The sequence below is a fragment of the Streptomyces sp. V4I23 genome (assembly GCF_030817975.1).
GTDB lineage: Bacteria > Actinomycetota > Actinomycetes > Streptomycetales > Streptomycetaceae > Streptomyces.
On the sequence record NZ_JAUSZW010000004.1, the window covers coordinates 5,947,864 to 5,964,512 of the forward strand.

General features: G+C 73.3%; 16 protein-coding genes. 12 read left to right on the forward strand and 4 right to left on the reverse strand.

What is annotated here, in order from left to right:
* Positions 1-244 precede the first annotated feature (244 nt).
* The 4 genes from QFZ82_RS29315 to QFZ82_RS29330 all read left to right on the forward strand — a co-directional run bounded on the left by QFZ82_RS29315 (position 245) and on the right by QFZ82_RS29330 (position 2,970).
* Positions 245-988, forward strand: a complete 744-nt coding sequence (locus QFZ82_RS29315; RefSeq protein ID WP_307716004.1) for a VWA domain-containing protein — start codon at positions 245-247, stop codon at positions 986-988.
* Complete coding sequence (locus QFZ82_RS29320; RefSeq protein ID WP_307716005.1) at positions 985-1,566, forward strand: HutD family protein; 582 nt, start codon at positions 985-987, stop codon at positions 1,564-1,566. The genes QFZ82_RS29315 and QFZ82_RS29320 overlap by 4 nt, the downstream gene beginning before the upstream one ends.
* Positions 1,567-1,690: 124 nt before the next feature.
* Complete coding sequence (locus QFZ82_RS29325; RefSeq protein ID WP_307716006.1) at positions 1,691-2,164, forward strand: pyridoxamine 5'-phosphate oxidase family protein; 474 nt, start codon at positions 1,691-1,693, stop codon at positions 2,162-2,164.
* 191 nt (positions 2,165-2,355) lie between these two features.
* The gene (locus QFZ82_RS29330; RefSeq protein ID WP_307716007.1) at positions 2,356-2,970 is read left to right on the forward strand and encodes a TetR/AcrR family transcriptional regulator; all 615 of its coding nucleotides are present in this window, start codon (positions 2,356-2,358) and stop codon (positions 2,968-2,970) included.
* Positions 2,971-3,003: 33 nt separating this feature from the next.
* Here the strand turns inward: QFZ82_RS29330 and QFZ82_RS29335 are convergent, their stop codons facing one another.
* Positions 3,004-3,840, reverse strand: a complete 837-nt coding sequence (locus QFZ82_RS29335; RefSeq protein WP_373429450.1) for a hypothetical protein — start codon at positions 3,838-3,840, stop codon at positions 3,004-3,006.
* Between the two features lie 221 nt (positions 3,841-4,061).
* Here QFZ82_RS29335 and QFZ82_RS29340 point away from each other — a divergent pair, with 221 nt between their 5' ends.
* The 4 genes from QFZ82_RS29340 to QFZ82_RS29355 all read left to right on the forward strand — a co-directional run bounded on the left by QFZ82_RS29340 (position 4,062) and on the right by QFZ82_RS29355 (position 7,213).
* Positions 4,062-4,265 (forward strand): cold-shock protein, encoded by a 204-nt coding sequence (locus tag QFZ82_RS29340; RefSeq protein WP_020871138.1) that lies wholly within the window; start codon positions 4,062-4,064, stop codon positions 4,263-4,265.
* An 88-nt stretch (positions 4,266-4,353) separates the two neighbouring features.
* Positions 4,354-5,970, forward strand: coding sequence for a DEAD/DEAH box helicase (locus QFZ82_RS29345; protein ID WP_307716009.1), 1,617 nt, complete (start codon positions 4,354-4,356; stop codon positions 5,968-5,970).
* 425 nt (positions 5,971-6,395) lie between these two features.
* Positions 6,396-6,788 carry a ribonuclease domain-containing protein gene (locus tag QFZ82_RS29350; protein WP_307716010.1) on the forward strand — a complete coding sequence of 131 codons (393 nt, stop codon included), beginning with the start codon at positions 6,396-6,398 and terminating at the stop codon, positions 6,786-6,788.
* A gap of 38 nt (positions 6,789-6,826) precedes the next feature.
* Complete coding sequence (locus QFZ82_RS29355; RefSeq protein WP_307716011.1) at positions 6,827-7,213, forward strand: barstar family protein; 387 nt, start codon at positions 6,827-6,829, stop codon at positions 7,211-7,213.
* Between the two features lie 24 nt (positions 7,214-7,237).
* Here the strand turns inward: QFZ82_RS29355 and QFZ82_RS29360 are convergent, their stop codons facing one another.
* Both QFZ82_RS29360 and QFZ82_RS29365 read right to left on the reverse strand, forming a co-directional pair.
* Complete coding sequence (locus QFZ82_RS29360) at positions 7,238-8,869, reverse strand: ankyrin repeat domain-containing protein (RefSeq protein WP_307716012.1); 1,632 nt, start codon at positions 8,867-8,869, stop codon at positions 7,238-7,240.
* A gap of 23 nt (positions 8,870-8,892) precedes the next feature.
* On the reverse strand, positions 8,893-9,801 hold the full coding sequence (locus QFZ82_RS29365) for a hypothetical protein (protein ID WP_307716013.1): 909 nt from the start codon (positions 9,799-9,801) through the stop codon (positions 8,893-8,895).
* A gap of 261 nt (positions 9,802-10,062) precedes the next feature.
* On the opposite strand from QFZ82_RS29365, the gene QFZ82_RS29370 reads away from it, so the two are divergent.
* Positions 10,063-10,782: a trypsin-like serine protease gene (locus tag QFZ82_RS29370; RefSeq protein ID WP_307717880.1), complete on the forward strand. Its 720-nt coding sequence runs from the start codon at positions 10,063-10,065 to the stop codon at positions 10,780-10,782.
* An 84-nt stretch (positions 10,783-10,866) separates the two neighbouring features.
* Here QFZ82_RS29370 and QFZ82_RS29375 read toward each other — a convergent pair whose 3' ends face one another.
* Entirely contained in the window at positions 10,867-12,651 is a 1,785-nt protein-coding gene (locus QFZ82_RS29375; RefSeq protein WP_373429341.1) for a beta-galactosidase family protein, read from the reverse strand.
* 134 nt (positions 12,652-12,785) lie between these two features.
* On the opposite strand from QFZ82_RS29375, the gene QFZ82_RS29380 reads away from it, so the two are divergent.
* The 3 genes from QFZ82_RS29380 (at position 12,786) to pepN (ending at position 16,616) form a co-directional block, all read left to right on the forward strand.
* Positions 12,786-13,673, forward strand: coding sequence for an AraC family transcriptional regulator (locus QFZ82_RS29380; protein WP_307716014.1), 888 nt, complete (start codon positions 12,786-12,788; stop codon positions 13,671-13,673).
* Positions 13,674-13,684: 11 nt separating this feature from the next.
* Positions 13,685-14,011, forward strand: coding sequence for a chorismate mutase (locus QFZ82_RS29385; RefSeq protein ID WP_307716015.1), 327 nt, complete (start codon positions 13,685-13,687; stop codon positions 14,009-14,011).
* Positions 14,012-14,126: 115 nt separating this feature from the next.
* Positions 14,127-16,616, forward strand: a complete 2,490-nt coding sequence (pepN, locus tag QFZ82_RS29390; RefSeq protein ID WP_307716016.1) for an aminopeptidase N — start codon at positions 14,127-14,129, stop codon at positions 16,614-16,616.
* Positions 16,617-16,649 lie beyond the last annotated feature (33 nt).

Consider the following 16,649-nt stretch of genomic DNA (forward strand, 5'->3'; position numbering starts at 1 on the left):
CGGGCCCCACCTGCCGGGCTCGGCCCCCGGGCGCCGGTGCCGGCGGGGCTGTGCGCGGGACGAGGGAGCCGAGGAGGACGAGTACGGGACGGGAAGGACGGCGTGGCTCGGTCATGCGCATCACCCTGATCCCTCAACCTTGCTCGAGGTCAACGGGATTGGGGTGCGGACGCCGGGAAGGTACCCTCGGCACGATCTCCCCGCGCACCTGCGCCCTCGCACGGCACGACGAACGGAGCGCCGCATGGCCCTCGCCGGCACCACCCCGGGCCCGGCCATCAGCCTCCGCAAGGTCGAGGAGCGGGCTCCCGCGCTCGTGAGCCTCTACAAGTCCGCCGGCGTCAGTCTCCACAAGCACGGGCTGCACGGGCAGCGCGCCGCCGTCTATCTCGTCCTCGACTACTCCGGCTCCATGAGGGAGTACTACGAGGACGGCAGCGTCCAGGCGCTCGCTGACCAGGTCCTCGGGCTCTCCGCCAACCTCGACGACGACGGCCGCGTCCCCGTCGTGTTCTTCTCCACGGACGTCGACGCCGTCACCGACATCGCCCTCGACCGCCACCACGGCCGGGTCGACGAGATCGTCGCCGGCCTCGGCCACATGGGCAGGACCAGCTACCACCTGGCCATGGACGCCGTGATCGACCACTACATCGACAGCGGGTCCACCGCCCCGGCGCTGGTCGTCTTCCAGACCGACGGCGGCCCGATCAACAAGCTCGCCGCCGAGCGCTACCTGTGCAAGGCGGCACGGCTGCCCCTGTTCTGGCAGTTCATCGGCTTCGGCAACAAGCGCAGTTCGCAGTTCGACTTCCTGCGCAGGCTCGACGAACTCGCCGTCCCCGCCAGGCGTCCCGTCGACAACGCCGGTTTCTTCCACGCCGGGTCCGACCCGCGCCAGGTGCCGGACGCCGAGCTGTACGACCGGCTGGTCGGGGAGTTCCCGCAGTGGCTCGCCGCCGCCCGCGCCCAGGGCATCGTCCGGTGACCGTGCGCGTCCTGCGTGCCGCGGGCCGCACCGCCGTGCCGTGGAAGAACGGCGGCGGCGTGACCAGCGAGATCGCCGCCTCGCCCGAGGGCGCGCCGATGGACGCCTTCGACTGGCGGATCAGCCTCGCCGACGTCGCGGCGGACGGTCCCTTCTCCGCGTTCCCCGGGGTGGACCGCACGCTCACCGTGGTGGAGGGCCCGGGCATGGACCTCACCGCCGGTGGCGAGAGGCTGCTCGTCGACGAGCGGTTCGTGCCCCGGGACTTCCCCGGCGACCGCGCCACCGAAGGCCGGCTCCTCGGCGGCCCGGTGGTCAACTTCAACGTCATGCACCGCCGCGACCGCGCCGAGGTCGTCACCGCGGTCGTGCGGGGCAGCCTGCCCCTCGTCGTCCCGGACGGCTCGGTCGTCGTGGTCGTGGCCCTGCGAGGGACGACGGTGCTGGAGGCCGGACGCCCCGAAGCCGGGCGCGTCACGCTCGAACGGTACGACGCGGCCGTGGTGGACGGCCGTGCGGGCGTCCTGCGGACGGACGGCGACGCGGCGGTGGTCACGATCCGCGTCCCGGCCGCCTGAGCCCCCATTGGGGCGGACCGCTGCCCGCCGGGCGTTCCAGGCCGCCGGGCCGAACGCGATCCGTACGGATGACGCGGTTCAAAACCCGACAGAAGATGTCCGGTTTCCCTGATGGGATGGGGTCATGACCTTCGCCCCCTGGTCCGCCTTCCGGACCGCCGAGCCCGCCTTCGCCGAGACCGTCCAGCACCGCTTCGAGCACTACAGGCACCATGTGCTCGCCACCCTGCGCAAGGACGGATCGCCCCGCCTGACCGGCCTGGAGGTGGACTTCCGCTTCGGTGAGCTGTGGCTCGGCATGATGCCCTGCTCCCGCAAGGCGCAGGATCTCCAGCGCGATCCGCGCTTCGCCCTGCACGCCAATCCGGGGGCCGACGACTCCATGGACGGCGGTGACGTGCGCGTCTCCGGGCGGGCGGTCGAGGTGACCGACCCCGAGGAGGTGGCGCGCTTCGCCGCCGAGGCCAAGCCGCCCGAGCCCTTCCACCTCTTCCGGGCCGAGCTCGGCGAGGTGGTGCGCACTTGTGTCGAGGGCGACGAACTCGTCGTGCGGACCTGGCGGCCGGGCGCGAAGGTCAGGACGATCCGGCGTCGCTGACCGGCGCGGAGTTCCGGACGATGCGGCGTCGCCGACCGGCGTCTCAGCCGGACAGCACCCGTGCCCGGCACACCGGCGGGCTGCCCCGCACGTCGCAGGTCCGGCTCGTCGGGCGTACCTGACCGGCGAGGTCGTCTCCGTCAGCAGCCGGCATGCGCAACGGGACGGACGGGCGGGACGACAATGGACGCGTGCCCCCGACGAAGAAGAACCAGGTGAACCCGGCCCCGCCCGAGCGGCGCGCCGAACTCCTCGCCACGGCGGCCGAGGTGTTCGCCGCACACGGCTACAACGCGACCACCGTCCGCCGCATCGCCGACGAGGCCGGCATGCTCGCCGGCAGCCTCTACTACCACTTCGATTCCAAGGAGTCGATGCTCGACGAGATCCTCTCCACCTTCCTCGAGGAGCTGTGGGCCGGATACGACGCCGTGCTCGCCGCCGGCCTCGGACCGCGCGAGACCATCGAGGCGCTCGTCACCGAATCGTTCCGCGAGATCGACCGGCACCGGGCGGCCGTCGCCATCTACCAGAAGGAGTCCCGGCACCTGGCCGCGCAGCCGCGCTTCGGTTATCTCACCGAATCCCAGGCCAGGTTCGAGAAGGCCTGGCTCGGAACGCTGGAGCGCGGGGTCGCCGAACGCGTCTTCCGCGCCGACCTCGACGTCCGGCTCACCTACCGCTTCGTGCGCGACACCGTGTGGGTCGCCGCGTCCTGGTACCGGCCGGGAGGACAGCACAGCCCCGAGGAGATCGCCCGCCAGTACCTGTCGATGGTGCTGGACGGTATCGCCGTGCGCACCTGATGCAGGCGCGGAGGTCCGGGGCGGAGCCTTCGGCTAGGTCCCGGCCGCCGGCAGGCCCATCGGGTTCGGGAAGGGCAGCGCACCCGCGCACGCCCGTGACAGCGGCGTCAGCGTCTTCAGCAGCTCATCGGCCGCCCCCGCCCCCACCGCCGCCGCGTCCGTCGCCGCCTCCACCGCGCGGTGGACCTCGCGGCCGGCGTCCGTCGCCGTACCGTCCGGTCCCAACAGCCCGCGGTCGGCCAGGCGTTGGCAGGCCGCCGACCACTGCGCGTCCGACCACCCGCGGTGCGGCTGGAGTTCGGAGCGCGGCAGGTCGATACCCGCCCGCAGCGCCAGGATCTCGCAGCCGTCGAGCCCCGCTGCCACCAGCGTCGCCACATGCCCGTCCCCGCGGTGCTCGCGCAGGAGCGTGGCGCAGTGCCACAGCCGGTCGACCGGGTCGTCGGGCCAGGGCAGACCGGCGTTCGCCGCGGCCAGCGGACGGCCCGCGACGCCGAGGTCCCGGGCGTACGGGGTCAGGAGTTCCGCGGCCCGGGCGGTCTCCGTCTCCAGGCCGGCGAGCAGGCGGCGCAGCGCCTCCCGCGCCCCCGAGCGGCGTACGGTGAGCGCGTCCGCGGGGGAGATGAGGTCCCACACGGACGGCAGCGCGCGGGCCACCATCGCGGGGGCGAACGAGAAGAACGCCGCCACCACCGGCCCCGGGCCGACCGGCCCCAGCGGCGCGGCGCGCCCGGCGAAATAGCCGCGCCAGAATCCGCGCAGCCCGGCCTCCTCGAAGGCGGCGTGGGACTCGGGCGCGAAGTAGGTGACGGCGTGGACCGGTTCGATCAGGGACCAGATCGTACGGGCGGTGTTCTTCGTCGTGTCCATGTCCATGGAGAGATTCTGCCCGAGGAATCCCGACCTTCGCCGCCGATACGTGCTACGGTGAAGGCGTTGCAGTTTTGGTACCCATGAACTTTGTGTGCGCCTGACGGGAATGCTTCGTCAGGCGCATGTTTTGTTTCCGGCACTCTCCGGATGGGGTCAATGCAGCGACAGGGAGTCCGCGCAGTGTGGATTCTCGGCTTGCCCCGTTTTAGGAGAATGACATGGCAACTGGCACCGTGAAGTGGTTCAACGCGGAAAAGGGCTTCGGCTTCATCGAGCAGGACGGCGGCGGCGCCGACGTCTTCGCCCACTACTCGAACATCGCCACCTCGGGCTTCCGCGAGCTCCAGGAAGGCCAGAAGGTCACCTTCGACGTCACGCAGGGCCAGAAGGGCCCGCAGGCGGAGAACATCGTCCCGGCCTGATCGCTGGACGTACACCTCGGCCGGGGCCCGCACCGCACGGTGCGGGCCCCGGCTCGTTCTGTCCACAGGGACCAGGAAGGCACTGCCCATGAACCGCTCCGAACGTCCGGTAAGCAAGCGACCGGCAGGCACCCGCGCCACCTCGCGTGCCAAGGCCCCGGCGAAGGGCGCCGCGAAGTCCGCCGCCCGCCGGCCGGCCGCGCCGCAGGAATTCACGCTGCCGGAAACCGTCACCCCGGCGCTGCCTGCCGTCCAGGCGTTCGGTGAGCTGGACATGCCGGCCGCCCTGCTCAAGACCCTGGACGCACAGGGCGTCACCGCTCCCTTCCCCATCCAGGCGGCGACCCTGCCGAACTCCCTGGCCGGACGGGACGTCCTCGGCCGCGGCCGCACCGGCTCGGGCAAGACGCTCGCCTTCGGGCTCGCGCTGCTCGCCCGCACCGCGGGCCGGCGCGCCGAGCCGAAGGCGCCGCTGGCGCTCGTCCTCGTGCCGACGCGCGAACTGGCGCAGCAGGTCACCGACGCGCTCGCCCCGTACGCGACCTCCGTGCAGCTGCGGCTCGCCACGGTCGTCGGCGGAATGTCGATCAACAAGCAGGCGGGATCGCTGCGGCGCGGCGCCGAGGTGCTCGTGGCGACGCCCGGCCGGCTGATCGACCTCGTCGAACGCGGCGACTGCCGCCTCGACCAGGTGTCCGTCACGGTTCTCGACGAGGCCGACCAGATGGCCGACATGGGCTTCATGCCGCAGGTCACGTCGCTGATGAAGCAGGTCGAGCCGGACGGCCAGCGGATGCTGTTCTCCGCGACGCTGGACAAGAACATCGACCGGCTGGTGCGGCTGTACCTCAGCGACCCCGTCGTGCACTCCGTCGATCCGTCCGCCGGTGCGGTGACGACGATGGAGCACCACGTGCTGCACGTGGCCGACGAGACCGACAAGAAGGCCGTCGCCGTACGCATCGCTGCCCGCGACGGCCGGGTGATCCTCTTCGTCGACACCAAGCGGGCCGCCGACCGGTTCGCCAAGCGGCTGCTGGCCAGCGGCGTGCCCGCGGCGGCCCTGCACGGCGGCCGTTCGCAGCCGCAGCGCAACCGCACGCTGGACCAGTTCAAGAACGGTCAGGTCACCGCGCTGGTCGCGACGAACGTGGCGGCCCGGGGCATCCACGTCGACGACCTCGACCTGGTCGTCAACGTGGACCCGCCCGTCGATCACAAGGACTATCTGCACCGCGGCGGTCGCACCGCCCGTGCGGGTGAGTCCGGCAGTGTCGTGACGCTGGTGCTGCCCGAGCAGCGCCGCGAGATGACGCGGCTGATGGCGGACGCGGGCATACAGCCGCGGACGGCCAGGATCAAGTCCAGCGACGAGGAACTGGTGCGCCTCACGGGGGCGCGGGAGCCGTCGGGTGTGCCGGTCACGATCGAGGTCCCGCAGCCGCCCGCGCCGGCCGCGAAGCCGTCGTCGGCGTCCCGCCGGCGCCGCCCCGCGCCGCGCCACCGCACGGACGTCCCGCGGGCGCAGCGCGACGACTCCCCGACGACGCGGGCCCGTGGTCGCGGACCTGCACAGGGCGAGACGGGCGGCCGCGGTCGTGCGCGTGCGCAGGGCGAGCCGGGTGGCCGTGGCCATGCGCGTGCGCAGGGCGAGGGGCGCGGGCGTGGCCGCGCGCGTCGCGGGGGCGGCGGCGCGGGGGCCTGACGGGCCGTTTCCGCACCGCCCTCCCCCCTGCGGCCTGGCGGCCGTGCGGAGGGGCCCGTCCCGGACCGGGGCTCCGCCCCGGGCTCCTGCACCGCGCCTCGCGCGGTGTCCTCGAACTCCCTGCAGCATGGCGGCCGTTGAAGGGAACCCCGGACGGGCTGGAACATCCAGCCCCGCCGGCGTGTGAGGCGCGCGGGGTTCGGGGGCGGAGCACCGACGGGTGCGCAAGCGCGCAGGAGGCACCTCGCGCAGGCGGCCGAGCCGAGGCCGGTGTGCGGGGCGCGGTGATGCTGTGCGGGGTTCGCGACCGCCCCGCGGACGACGCGTGAAGGCTCGCGGGAAGGTAGCCCGGATCCCGTTGACTCCCGGGAAATTCAACTTAGTTGTCGTTGACGCGGCCGGGTCTACGCGCATCAATGGTTGCCATGCGAATCCCCCCACGAATAGCCGCGGCCGGCGGTGTCGCCGCCCTCGTCTCGACCCTTCTCCTCGGCGGCCAGGCCGCCACCGCCGCCCCCGCGTCCCCCGCGGCGGTCGGCGAGATCTGCTACTCCGCCCTGCCCTCCCAGGCGCACGACACGCTCGACCTGATCGAGCAGGGCGGGCCTTTCCCCTACGAGCAGGACGGCACCGTCTTCCAGAACCGCGAAAGCATCCTGCCGTCGCAGTCGTCCGGCTACTACCACGAGTACACCGTCGTCACGCCCGGTTCCCCCACACGCGGCGCGCGGCGGATCGTCACCGGAGAGGCGGCACAGGAGGACTACTACACCGCCGACCACTACGAGTCCTTCGACCTCGTCGACCACGGCTGCTGACCGCTGAACGGCAGCCCGCCACCGGTATCCTCCGCCCCGTGACGACCACTTACGTGATCGACGGGGCGGAGGTCACCGACCTGGAGAGCTTCTGGACGGTGATCGGCGAAGCCGTGAACGGCCCCGGCGGATACTTCGGCCGCAGCCTGGACGCCCTGGCCGACTGCCTCGGCGGCGGCATGGGCACCCCCGACGACGGCGACTTCGTCGTCGAATGGCACCACCACGAGCTCTCCCGTCGCGCCCTCGGCCGGGAGGAGACTGTACGGCAGCTGGGACTGCGCGCCGGACGTGCGCATCCCGACAACCGCGCCGAGGTCCTCGACCGGCTCGCGCGCGCCCGCGCCGGAGCGGGCCCCACCGTCTTCGACTGGATCGTCGACGTCTTCGAGGAACGCGCGCCGGGCAGGCTCCGGCTGTTGTGAGCCTGCGCGGGTGTCCCGCCGGCCCTACGGCCGCCGTGGCACCGTCGCCTGCAGGCGCCGCCGCAGCCGGTCGTCCCTGATGTGGCGCACCGCGTCCGTCGCCGTACCGTGCGCGGGACTCTCCGGGTCCCCGTCGGCCAGCAGCCTCACCAGCGCGCCCTCGGCGCGCGGATCCTGACGGATCGCCAGCCCGCGTGCCGCCTCCGCGGCGGTGTCCGCGTCGGGGTCGTCGATCCGGTCCGCCAGTGCCTCGCGGATCTCCGGGGTGTCGGCGTCCAGCTCGGCCAGCGCCGTCGTGGACCAGTCCCTGACCTCACGGGCCGCGTCCCGGCTGAGCGCGATCAGCGTCGCGACCGCCTCCGCGTGGTCACCCGGAACCAGTCCGCACAGCGCCAGCGCCACCCGGTGGCGTACCGCCGCGTCCGGGTGCCCGGTGTGCCGCAGGACGTCGTCCAGCGCCGACGGGTCGGCGTGGTGCCCGAGCGCCGTGACCGCCGCCTGGATCAGCTCGGGGTCGCGCGCCTCCCGCGACAGCTCGCGCAGCAGGGGCAACGCCCGCGCCGCGAACGGCCGCGCGATACCGTCCGCGTGCCGGGCGTTGCCCGAGCGGGGTGCGTCGCCGTCCTCCTCCTCCCGCGCGGTGTCGCCGCCGGCTCCGTCCGTGCCGGTGTACGCGAACCCCAGCTGGCCCAGCACGTCCGCGGCGAACGCCTGGTGCAGCGGATCGTCGCTCCCGCACCACGCGGCCGCGGCCTGGAACGTCTCCTCGTCGCCGCGCCGCCACAGCGCCGTCACCGACTCGATCCAGTCGTCCCGGTCCGGGTCGCCCTCGCGCAGAGCCCGTTCGGCGAGACTCGCGTACGGGGTGAGGATGCCGAGTTCCTCCTCCAGGAGGGTGGCGATGGCCCCGTGCCCGGTCTGCTGCTCGTTGCCCGCCGCCGGCCTGCGGTCGCGCAGCACCTCCACCACGACCGTCGCCCCGCCGTCCTCGGCGACGCGCCGCGAGACGGTCTCCGCTCCCGGATCGTGGGCCAGCAGCCCCTCCCGCAGGTGCTGCTCCACGTCCAGGGTCAGCCACCGACGGGCCTCCGCCAGCGCCTCGGGCCGCGCGCTCGCGCCGTACCGCAGCAGCGCCCGCACGGTCGACGGCGACCCCCGTCTGGCCGCCACGACCAGTGGCGGCTCTCCGCTCGGACAGGCCAGATCGGGGTCGGCGCCGTGCTCCAGCAGCGCGTCCGCCGTCCCGGCGTGCCCCTGGGTCACCGCCCAGGTCAGCGCGGTGAAGCCGAGCAGTTCCCGCCGGTCCGGCGTGGCACCCGCGGCGAGCAGGGCCCGCACCACCTCGGTGTGCCCGCCGACCGCCGCCCCGCACAGCGGCAGGTCGTCGCTCTCGGGACCGCTCGCCCGGTCGGGGTCGGCGCCCGCGGCGAGCAGCAGCCGGACGATGCCCGCATCGCCCGCCACGGCCGCCAGGTACAGCGGCGTCTGCCCGTCCTCGTCCACGGTCTCGGCGGGTACGCCCGCACGCAGCAGCCGCACCAGGGCGTCGTCGGCGCCGTCGTACACCGCCGCGAAGAGGGCGCGTGCGTCCGCCGCCCGCTCCGCGTCCGCCGTTTCCCCACCCGTGCGGCCCTCGTCCACGTGACTCTCGTCCATGGCACGACCCTACGGAGGGCGGGTCAGGTGTCGCATTCGAGAATCGTCCGGCACAGGCCGCACCTGGCGCGTACCCGCCCCCGTACGGGCACCCGGATGCGCTGGTGGCACGTGGTGCACGGGAAGGAGACCCGCATCCCTCCGGGGGCCGGCTCGAAGACGTACGCGCCCTCTCCGGCGTGCTGTCGCGAGGGGTCCTCCAGGGCGTGGCGGCGGTCCTTCGCATAGCGGTGGCGGGCGAGGCGGCCGGCCGTGGTGAGCGGCGGGCGGCGGGCGTCGCGCAGGGCCTGTGCGCGTCCGGCGGTGTAGGCGCGGTAGCCCTCGGCGCTGGTGAACCACGGCGAGGGGTCCTCGCCGAAGGTCAGCGCCCGTCCCGCGAGCACGTACCCGAACTCCTCCGGGGTGAGATAGCCGAGCTTCTGGCTGGACACGCCGTCCTCGCGGAACGCGTCCAGCAGCAGCCAGCCCGCGCCGAGGTAGGTGGTCACCGTGTCGGTGAGGATCTCGTTGTCGCGCAGGCCGGGGAAGGAGAGCCCGAGCCGGTGCAGCAGCACATGGGTGATCTCGTGGGCGAGGGCGGCGCCGATGTCGCGCCGGTGCGTGCGGAAGCGGTCGTTCAGTTCGATGAAGTACTCGGGCCCGGCGGCCAGTTCGACGCCGGCCGCGTGATGCATCTCGCGGAAGCTCACGATCATGCGGGCGTCGGGGAGCCCCAGGTGCCGCACCAGGGCGCCGGCGACCCGCTGGGCGCCCAGATGCAGGTCTTCCCGGTCGTCGAAGGCCACGTCGGCCGGCAGCACGCTCGAGGCGTAGGAGTGCACGCCCTCGGGTGAGAGCCGGCGGTACAGGGCGGTGACCGCCGACCGCACCGTGTCGAGGTGCGGGAAGCCGTGCACCACCTCGCTGCCGTTCGCCACGTCCCGTACCCCCATGCACGACAGTCGGCCGCCTTCAACTCTACGGCCGGGCCACGGTCCGCACTCGAGGCCCGGGGCCGGATCAATGGCCGGAATGCACGCCTTGTGGGGTCCGCAACCGGGTGCCCATAATCCGGGACACGACTTGTCGGGCGCATGTCATCCCCCGCACTGCCGCATGCGCTCGGATCCAGGGCGTACACCCAACCCCCCACGGAAGGCAGTCCGTTGAAGCTTCTGAGCGTGCTCAAGAGATGCGCCGCCGCCGGCGCCGTCATGCTCGCCGCGATCAGCCTCCAGCCCACATCCGCGTCGGCCGCCACCCCGCCCGTCGTCGGCGGCACCCGTGCCGCGCAGGGCGAGTTCCCGTTCATGGTCCGGCTCTCCATGGGCTGCGGCGGTGCCCTCTACACCAAGGACATCGTCCTGACCGCCGCCCACTGCGTGAGCGGCTCCGGCAACAACACGAGCATCACCGCGACCGCGGGAGCCGTGGACCTGCAGAGCCCCAGCGCCATCAAGGTCCGCTCCACCAAGGTCCTGCAGGCCCCCGGCTACAACGGCTCCGGCAAGGACTGGGCGCTGATCAAGCTCGCCCGGCCGATCGACCTGCCGACGCTGAAGATCGCCGAGACGACGGCGTACAACAGCGGCACGTTCACCGTCGCCGGCTGGGGCGCGGCCCGTGAGGGCGGCCCGCAGCAGCGCTACCTGCTCAAGGCGCAGGTCCCGTTCGTCTCGGACGCCGACTGCGCGCGGGCGTACGACGAACTCATCCCGGGCGAGGAGATCTGCGCCGGCTACAACGAGGGCGGTGTCGACACCTGCCAGGGTGACTCCGGCGGCCCGATGTTCCGCCGGGACAGCGCGGGCGCCTGGATCCAGGTCGGCATCGTGAGCTGGGGCTACGGCTGCGCCAGGGCCGGCTACCCGGGTGTCTACACCGAGGTGTCGACCTTCGCCTCGGCCATCAAGTCCGCGGCCGCCTCGCTGTAGGCGAACCGCACACGGCGCACCGGGAGGGGCGGGCCGGCGGGCCCGCCCCTCCCCGCCTCCGTCCGTTCCTCTGCTCCGGGGCCGTCAGCCCAGCAGAACCCCGCGGCCGGCCGCGCAGCCCTCCAGCTCCAGCACCCACACCTCGTTCCCGCCCGCGCGCAGCACCGGGCCGGGCACGTACAGCGCCTGCTGCGGACCGTCCGACCGGTAACGGCCGAGGCCGAATCCGTTGACCCACACGAACCCGCGTGTCCAGCCGGGCAGTTCGAGCCAGGCGTCACCCGGCGACGCCACCTCGGCGACGCCCCGGAACAACCCTCTCGCCCCCTCGCCCGGGGGCGCGTCCCGCCACGGCAGCCGTTCGACCGCGCCCGCCGCCTCGAAGGCGTCCAGGCGCAGACCCCGCGCCCGCACCCCGTGCAGATACTGCCGCTCGTGCAGCACCCCGCCCGTGACGCCCTTCGGCTCGCCGGTCCTGGGCCCGTAGTTCACCCGGCCCCAGGACTCCACCCACAGCTCGACCGCGGCCGGACCCGGCACCGGCTCGGGCAGCGTGGCGTCCTCCCCGTCCAGCACCCCGGCCCGCTCCCCGTCGACGTACGCCACGGCCCGGTCCCGCAGGCCCGACACCCGCAGCGGATACGGCCCGCGCGGCCCGGGAACGTCGAACCGGTAGCGCACCAGGCCGCGGTCCACGTCCAGTTCCTCGAACGTCGGCGGCAGCGGGCCCGACCACTCCGGGCCGCCGAGCGCCTCCAGCACGTCATCGGGCGACGCCCACGCGTCGAGGACCGCACGCGCGGGAGCGCCGAGGGAGGCGGGCGGCGGCGGCACGTCCGGCAGCGGACCGTCGTGGTACGCGGCGAGCACCTCGCGGAAGCGCCAGAACTTCTCCGTCGGCCGGCCGGCCTCGTCGACCGGTGCGTCGTAGTCGTACGACGTCACCGTCGGCTGGAGCGCCTCGTCCTGCATCGGTCCCGAACGGTTCGCACCCGCCCAGCCCGCGAAGTTCGTGCCCCCGTGCGCCATGTATACGTTCACCGAAGCGCCGGCCTCCAGGATCTCCCGCAGGGCCCCCGCCGCGTCCTTCGCGTCCCGGACGACATGCTCCTCGCCCCAGTGGTCGAACCAGCCGCACCAGAACTCCATGCACATCAGCGGCCCGCTCGGCCGATGGCGGCGCAGTGCCGCGAACGCCTCGGCCGCCCCCGACCCGAAGTTCACCGTCGCCAGCACCCCCGGCACCAACCCGCCCGTCAGCATGTGGTCCTGCGGCCCGTCGGACGTGAACAGCGGGACCGTCACACCGCAGCCGCGCAGCAGCTCCACCAGGAACCGCAGGTGGTCGACGTCCGAGCCGTAGCTGCCGTACTCGTTCTCGACCTGCACCATCACCACGGGCCCGCCCTCCGGCAGCTGGCGCCGCACCACCTGCGGCAGCAGCCGGGTGAACCAGCGCTCCACGTGACCCTCGTACTCGGCGTCCGACGTGCGCACCCGGCGCCCCAGCCGCCCGGTCAGCCAGTGCGGCAGCCCGCCGTTCTCCCACTCGGCACAGATGTACGGCCCCGGGCGGACGATCGCCCACAGGCCCGCCTCCTGGGCCGCGTCAAGGAACCGGCCGAGCGCCCCCTCGTCCGAGCAGCGGTCCGGCTCCGGTTCGTGCAGGTTCCACGGGACGTAGGTCTCGACGCAGTTGAGTCCCATCGCGCGCAGCATCGCCAGCCGGTGCCCCCACTGCCCCTCGTGCACCCGGAAGTAGTGCAGCGCGCCCGACAGCAGCCGCACCGGCCGGCCGTCCAGCAGGAAGTCCCTGTCACCCACCGTGAACTCGGGCACCGGCCCCCCGTTCGTCCTTCGCTCGTTCATCTCGGAACGATCGCCGTCTGGCGTGCGGCCGGTCCATGGACAAAGATCGGCCTTTCTTGGACTGGGGCCCGAGCGGCGGCCTTCCCGATCGGGTGATCCGGCGGAAGGGTCCTGGGGGAGGGAGCGGAAACGGCATGTACCACACCTGGATGCGATATTTCACCCCGAGGCCGGTCCATCACCGGCTGGGCCTCGTGTGCCTCGGCGTCGGCCTCCAGCACGGGCAGCTGCCCACCGTGGGTCCGCGCACCCTCGATCACCACGTCGCCGTCGTGATCAGCGCCGGCAGCGGCTGGTACCGCGGCGCCGACGGACGGCGCACCAGCGTCACCGCGCCCGCCCTGATCTGGCTCACGCCCGGCGTCCCGCACCATTACGGGCCCGACCCCGCCGCCGGCTGGGACGAGAGCTTCGTCGACTTCACCGGGCCCGCCACCGCCACCTACACCGAGCTCGGCTACATCGAACCCGACCGGCCCGTCGTGCCCCTGGCCGACGCCGCGGGCGCCCGCGCCGCCGTCGGCCGCATCACCCGCGCCGCCCGCCGCGGCAACCCGCTCCTGGAGGTGGAGACCGGCGCGGCCGTCCACGAACTGCTCGTCGCCCTGCGCCGCGCCCGCGCCGACACCAATGCCGACGGCGACCCCGTCCTCACCGCGCTCGCCCGCGACGCCTTCCAGCCCCTGTCCGTCGCCGAGCACGCGGCCCGCCACGGCATGACCCCCGCCGAGCTGCGCACCGTCGTCCGCCGCGGCGCCGGATGCAGCCCGAAGGACTACCTCCTCGCCATCCGCCTCGGCCACGCCAAGGAGCTCCTCGCGACCACCGACCTGCCCGTGGCGGCCGTGTCCCGCCGGGTCGGCTACGAGGACCCGGCCTACTTCTCCCGGCTGTTCACCCGCCGGGTGGGCCTCGCACCGATCCGCTTCCGCGAACAGCAGAGACGCAACGTCCCCGGCGGCTGGAGCAACCGCGTCCCGGACCCTGAACACCCCCCGACCATCGTCGGCACCTGGACGTAAGCTCCATGACCATGACCACGAAGGACATCGACGCGAACGTGCGCGCCGAACTGACCCGCCTGCGCGAGAGCATCGACAACATCGACGCGGCGGTCGTGCACATGCTCGCCGAACGCTTCAAGTGCACCCAGCAGGTCGGCCACCTCAAGGCCGAGCACCATCTGCCGCCCGCCGATCCGGCCCGCGAGGCCCGCCAGATCGAGCGGCTGCGCCAGCTCGCGGAGAGCGCGAAGCTGGACCCCGCGTTCGCCGAGAAACTGCTGAATTTCATCATCGCCGAGGTGATCCGCCACCACGAGACCATCGCGGGCGGGCCGCCGCCGGCGCAGGAGGAGTAGGGCCGGGGCCCCGCACCCGGGCGCGCGGTGTTCCGCGCACGGGGCGCACAGTGTGCGCTGACAGCGGAACACGCCCCCCTGTGCCCTCCCGGGGCCATCGGGCAGCATGGCCCCCATGTCCGTACTGACGCGCGACGAAGCGCAGACCCGAGCCCAGCTGATCGACGTACACCGCTACACGATCGACCTCGATCTGACGACAGGCGAGGAGACCTTCGACTCCCGCACCGTCATCCACTTCACCGCGCGCGCGGCCGGGGACACCTTCGTCGAGCTCAAGCCCGCACAGCTGCGCTCCCTCACCCTCGACGGACAGCCGCTCGACCCCGCGGCGCTCGACGGCAACCGCTACGCGCTGACCGCCCTCACCGCCGGGGACCACGAACTGCGCGTCGACGCGAGCATGCGCTACTCCCGCACCGGCGAAGGCATGCACCGCTTCACCGACCCCACCGACGGCGAGCGGTACGTCTACACGCAGCTGTTCATGGAGGACGTCCAGCGCGTCTTCGCCGCCTTCGACCAGCCCGACCTGAAGGCCGTCTTCGCCCTCACCGTCACCGCGCCCGAGGGCTGGACCGTCCTCGGCAACGGCATCGCGACCCACGACGGCAACGGCCGGTGGACCTGTGCCCCCACACCGCTGCTGTCCACCTACCTCGTCGCCGTGGCCGCCGGCCCCTGGCACTCCATCCGCACCGAGCACGCCGGGCTGCCCTTCGGCCTCCATGTGCGCCGCTCGCTCGGCGCCTACCTCGACGCCGACGCGGACGAGCTGTTCGAGATCACCCGCCAGTGCTACGACCGGTACCACGAGAAGTTCGAGGAGCCGTACCCCTTCGACTCGTACGACCAGGCCTTCGTGCCCGAGTTCAACGCGGGCGCCATGGAGAACCCCGGGCTCGTCACCTTCCGTGACGAATTCGTCTACCGCTCCGCCGTCACCGACACCCAGCGCCAGACCCGCGCCATGGTCATCGCCCACGAGATGGCCCACATGTGGTTCGGCGACCTCGTCACCCTCAGGTGGTGGGACGACATCTGGCTCAACGAGTCCTTCGCCGAGTACATGGGCTACCAGACGCTCACCGAGGCCACCCGCTTCACGGACACCTGGGTCGACTTCGGCATCGCCCGCAAGGCATGGGGCTACGACGCCGACCAGCGGCCCTCCACCCACCCCGTCGCCCCCGACCCGGACGCCGTCCCCGACACCGCGTCCGCGATGCTGAACTTCGACGGCATCTCCTACGCCAAGGGCGCCTCCGCGCTGCGCCAGGTCGTGGCCTGGCTGGGGGAGAAGGACTTCCTCGCCGGCATCAACATCCACTTCAAGCGGCACAGGTTCGGAAACGCCACCCTCGCCGACTTCATCGACTCCCTCGCCCAGGCCACCGACCGGGACGTGCACGCCTGGGCCGACGTGTGGCTGCGCACCACCGGCGTCGACACGCTCACCCCGACCGTCACCGAGACCGGGGGCGGCTGGACGCTCGGCATCGACCGCGACGGCAGCCGCCCCCACCGCATCACCGTCGGCGCCTTCGACGCCGACCCGATCGAGCCGGGCCGCCTGGTCCTGCGGGACCGCTTCGACGTGGACGTACCGCTCACCGAGCACGACGTCCACCCCGGGTGCCGCCCCTCGCTCGTCGTCCTCAACGACGGCGACACCACCTACGCCAAGGTCCGCCTCGACGCCGCGTCCTGGGCCATCGCGCTCCGCTCCCTCTCCGGCATCCCCGACCCGCTGACCCGCGCCGTCGTGTGGAACGCGGCACGCGACATGGTCCGCGACGGCGAACTGGCGCCCACCGCCTACCTGGAGGCCGCCCGCGCCCACCTCCCCCGGGAGACCGACCTCGCCGTCGTCCAGGGCGTCCTGGCCTTCGCCGCCGGACAGATCGCCGACTGCTACCTGCCCGCGGAGCAGCGCCCCGCCGCGCTCGCCACGCTCACCGACACCTGCCGGGCCCTGCTGCGCCACACCGAGGACGGCAGCGACCCCGGCCTGCGCCTGACCGCCGTGCGCCACTTCATCGACGCCGCGTCCCAGCCCGCGTCGATCCAGGAGTGGCTCGCCGACGGCAGCGTCCCCGGCGGCCCCGAACTCGACCCCGAGCTGCGCTGGCGCATCCTCACCCGCCTCGCCGTCCTCGGCGCGGTCGGCGAGAAGGAGATCGCGGCCGAACTGGACCGCGACCCGAGCGCGACGGGCCAGGAGGGCGCGGCCCGCTGCCGCGCCGCCCTGCCGACGGCGGAGGCGAAGGCGGAGGCCTGGTCCCGGCTGTTCGCGTCGGACGACCTGTCGAACTACCTGTTCACGGCGACGGCCCAGGGCTTCTGGCAGCCCGAACAGGCCGCGCTCGTACGGGAGTACGTCCCCCGCTACTACCCCGACGCCGTCGCCCTCGCGGCCCGCCGCGGCCCGGCGATCGCGGAGGCCGCGGGCCGGTACGCCTTCCCGCTCCACGCGGTGGACGCAAAGGCGCTGGCCCTGGGCGAGGACTGCCTGCGCGAGGCGTCCCCGATCCCGGCCCTCCGCCGCAAGCTGGTGGACCAGCTGGACGACCTGTCGCGGGCCCTGCGGATCCGCGGCGAGTGACGCCGGGGGCGGGCGGCGCCCCCGTCGGGGCTC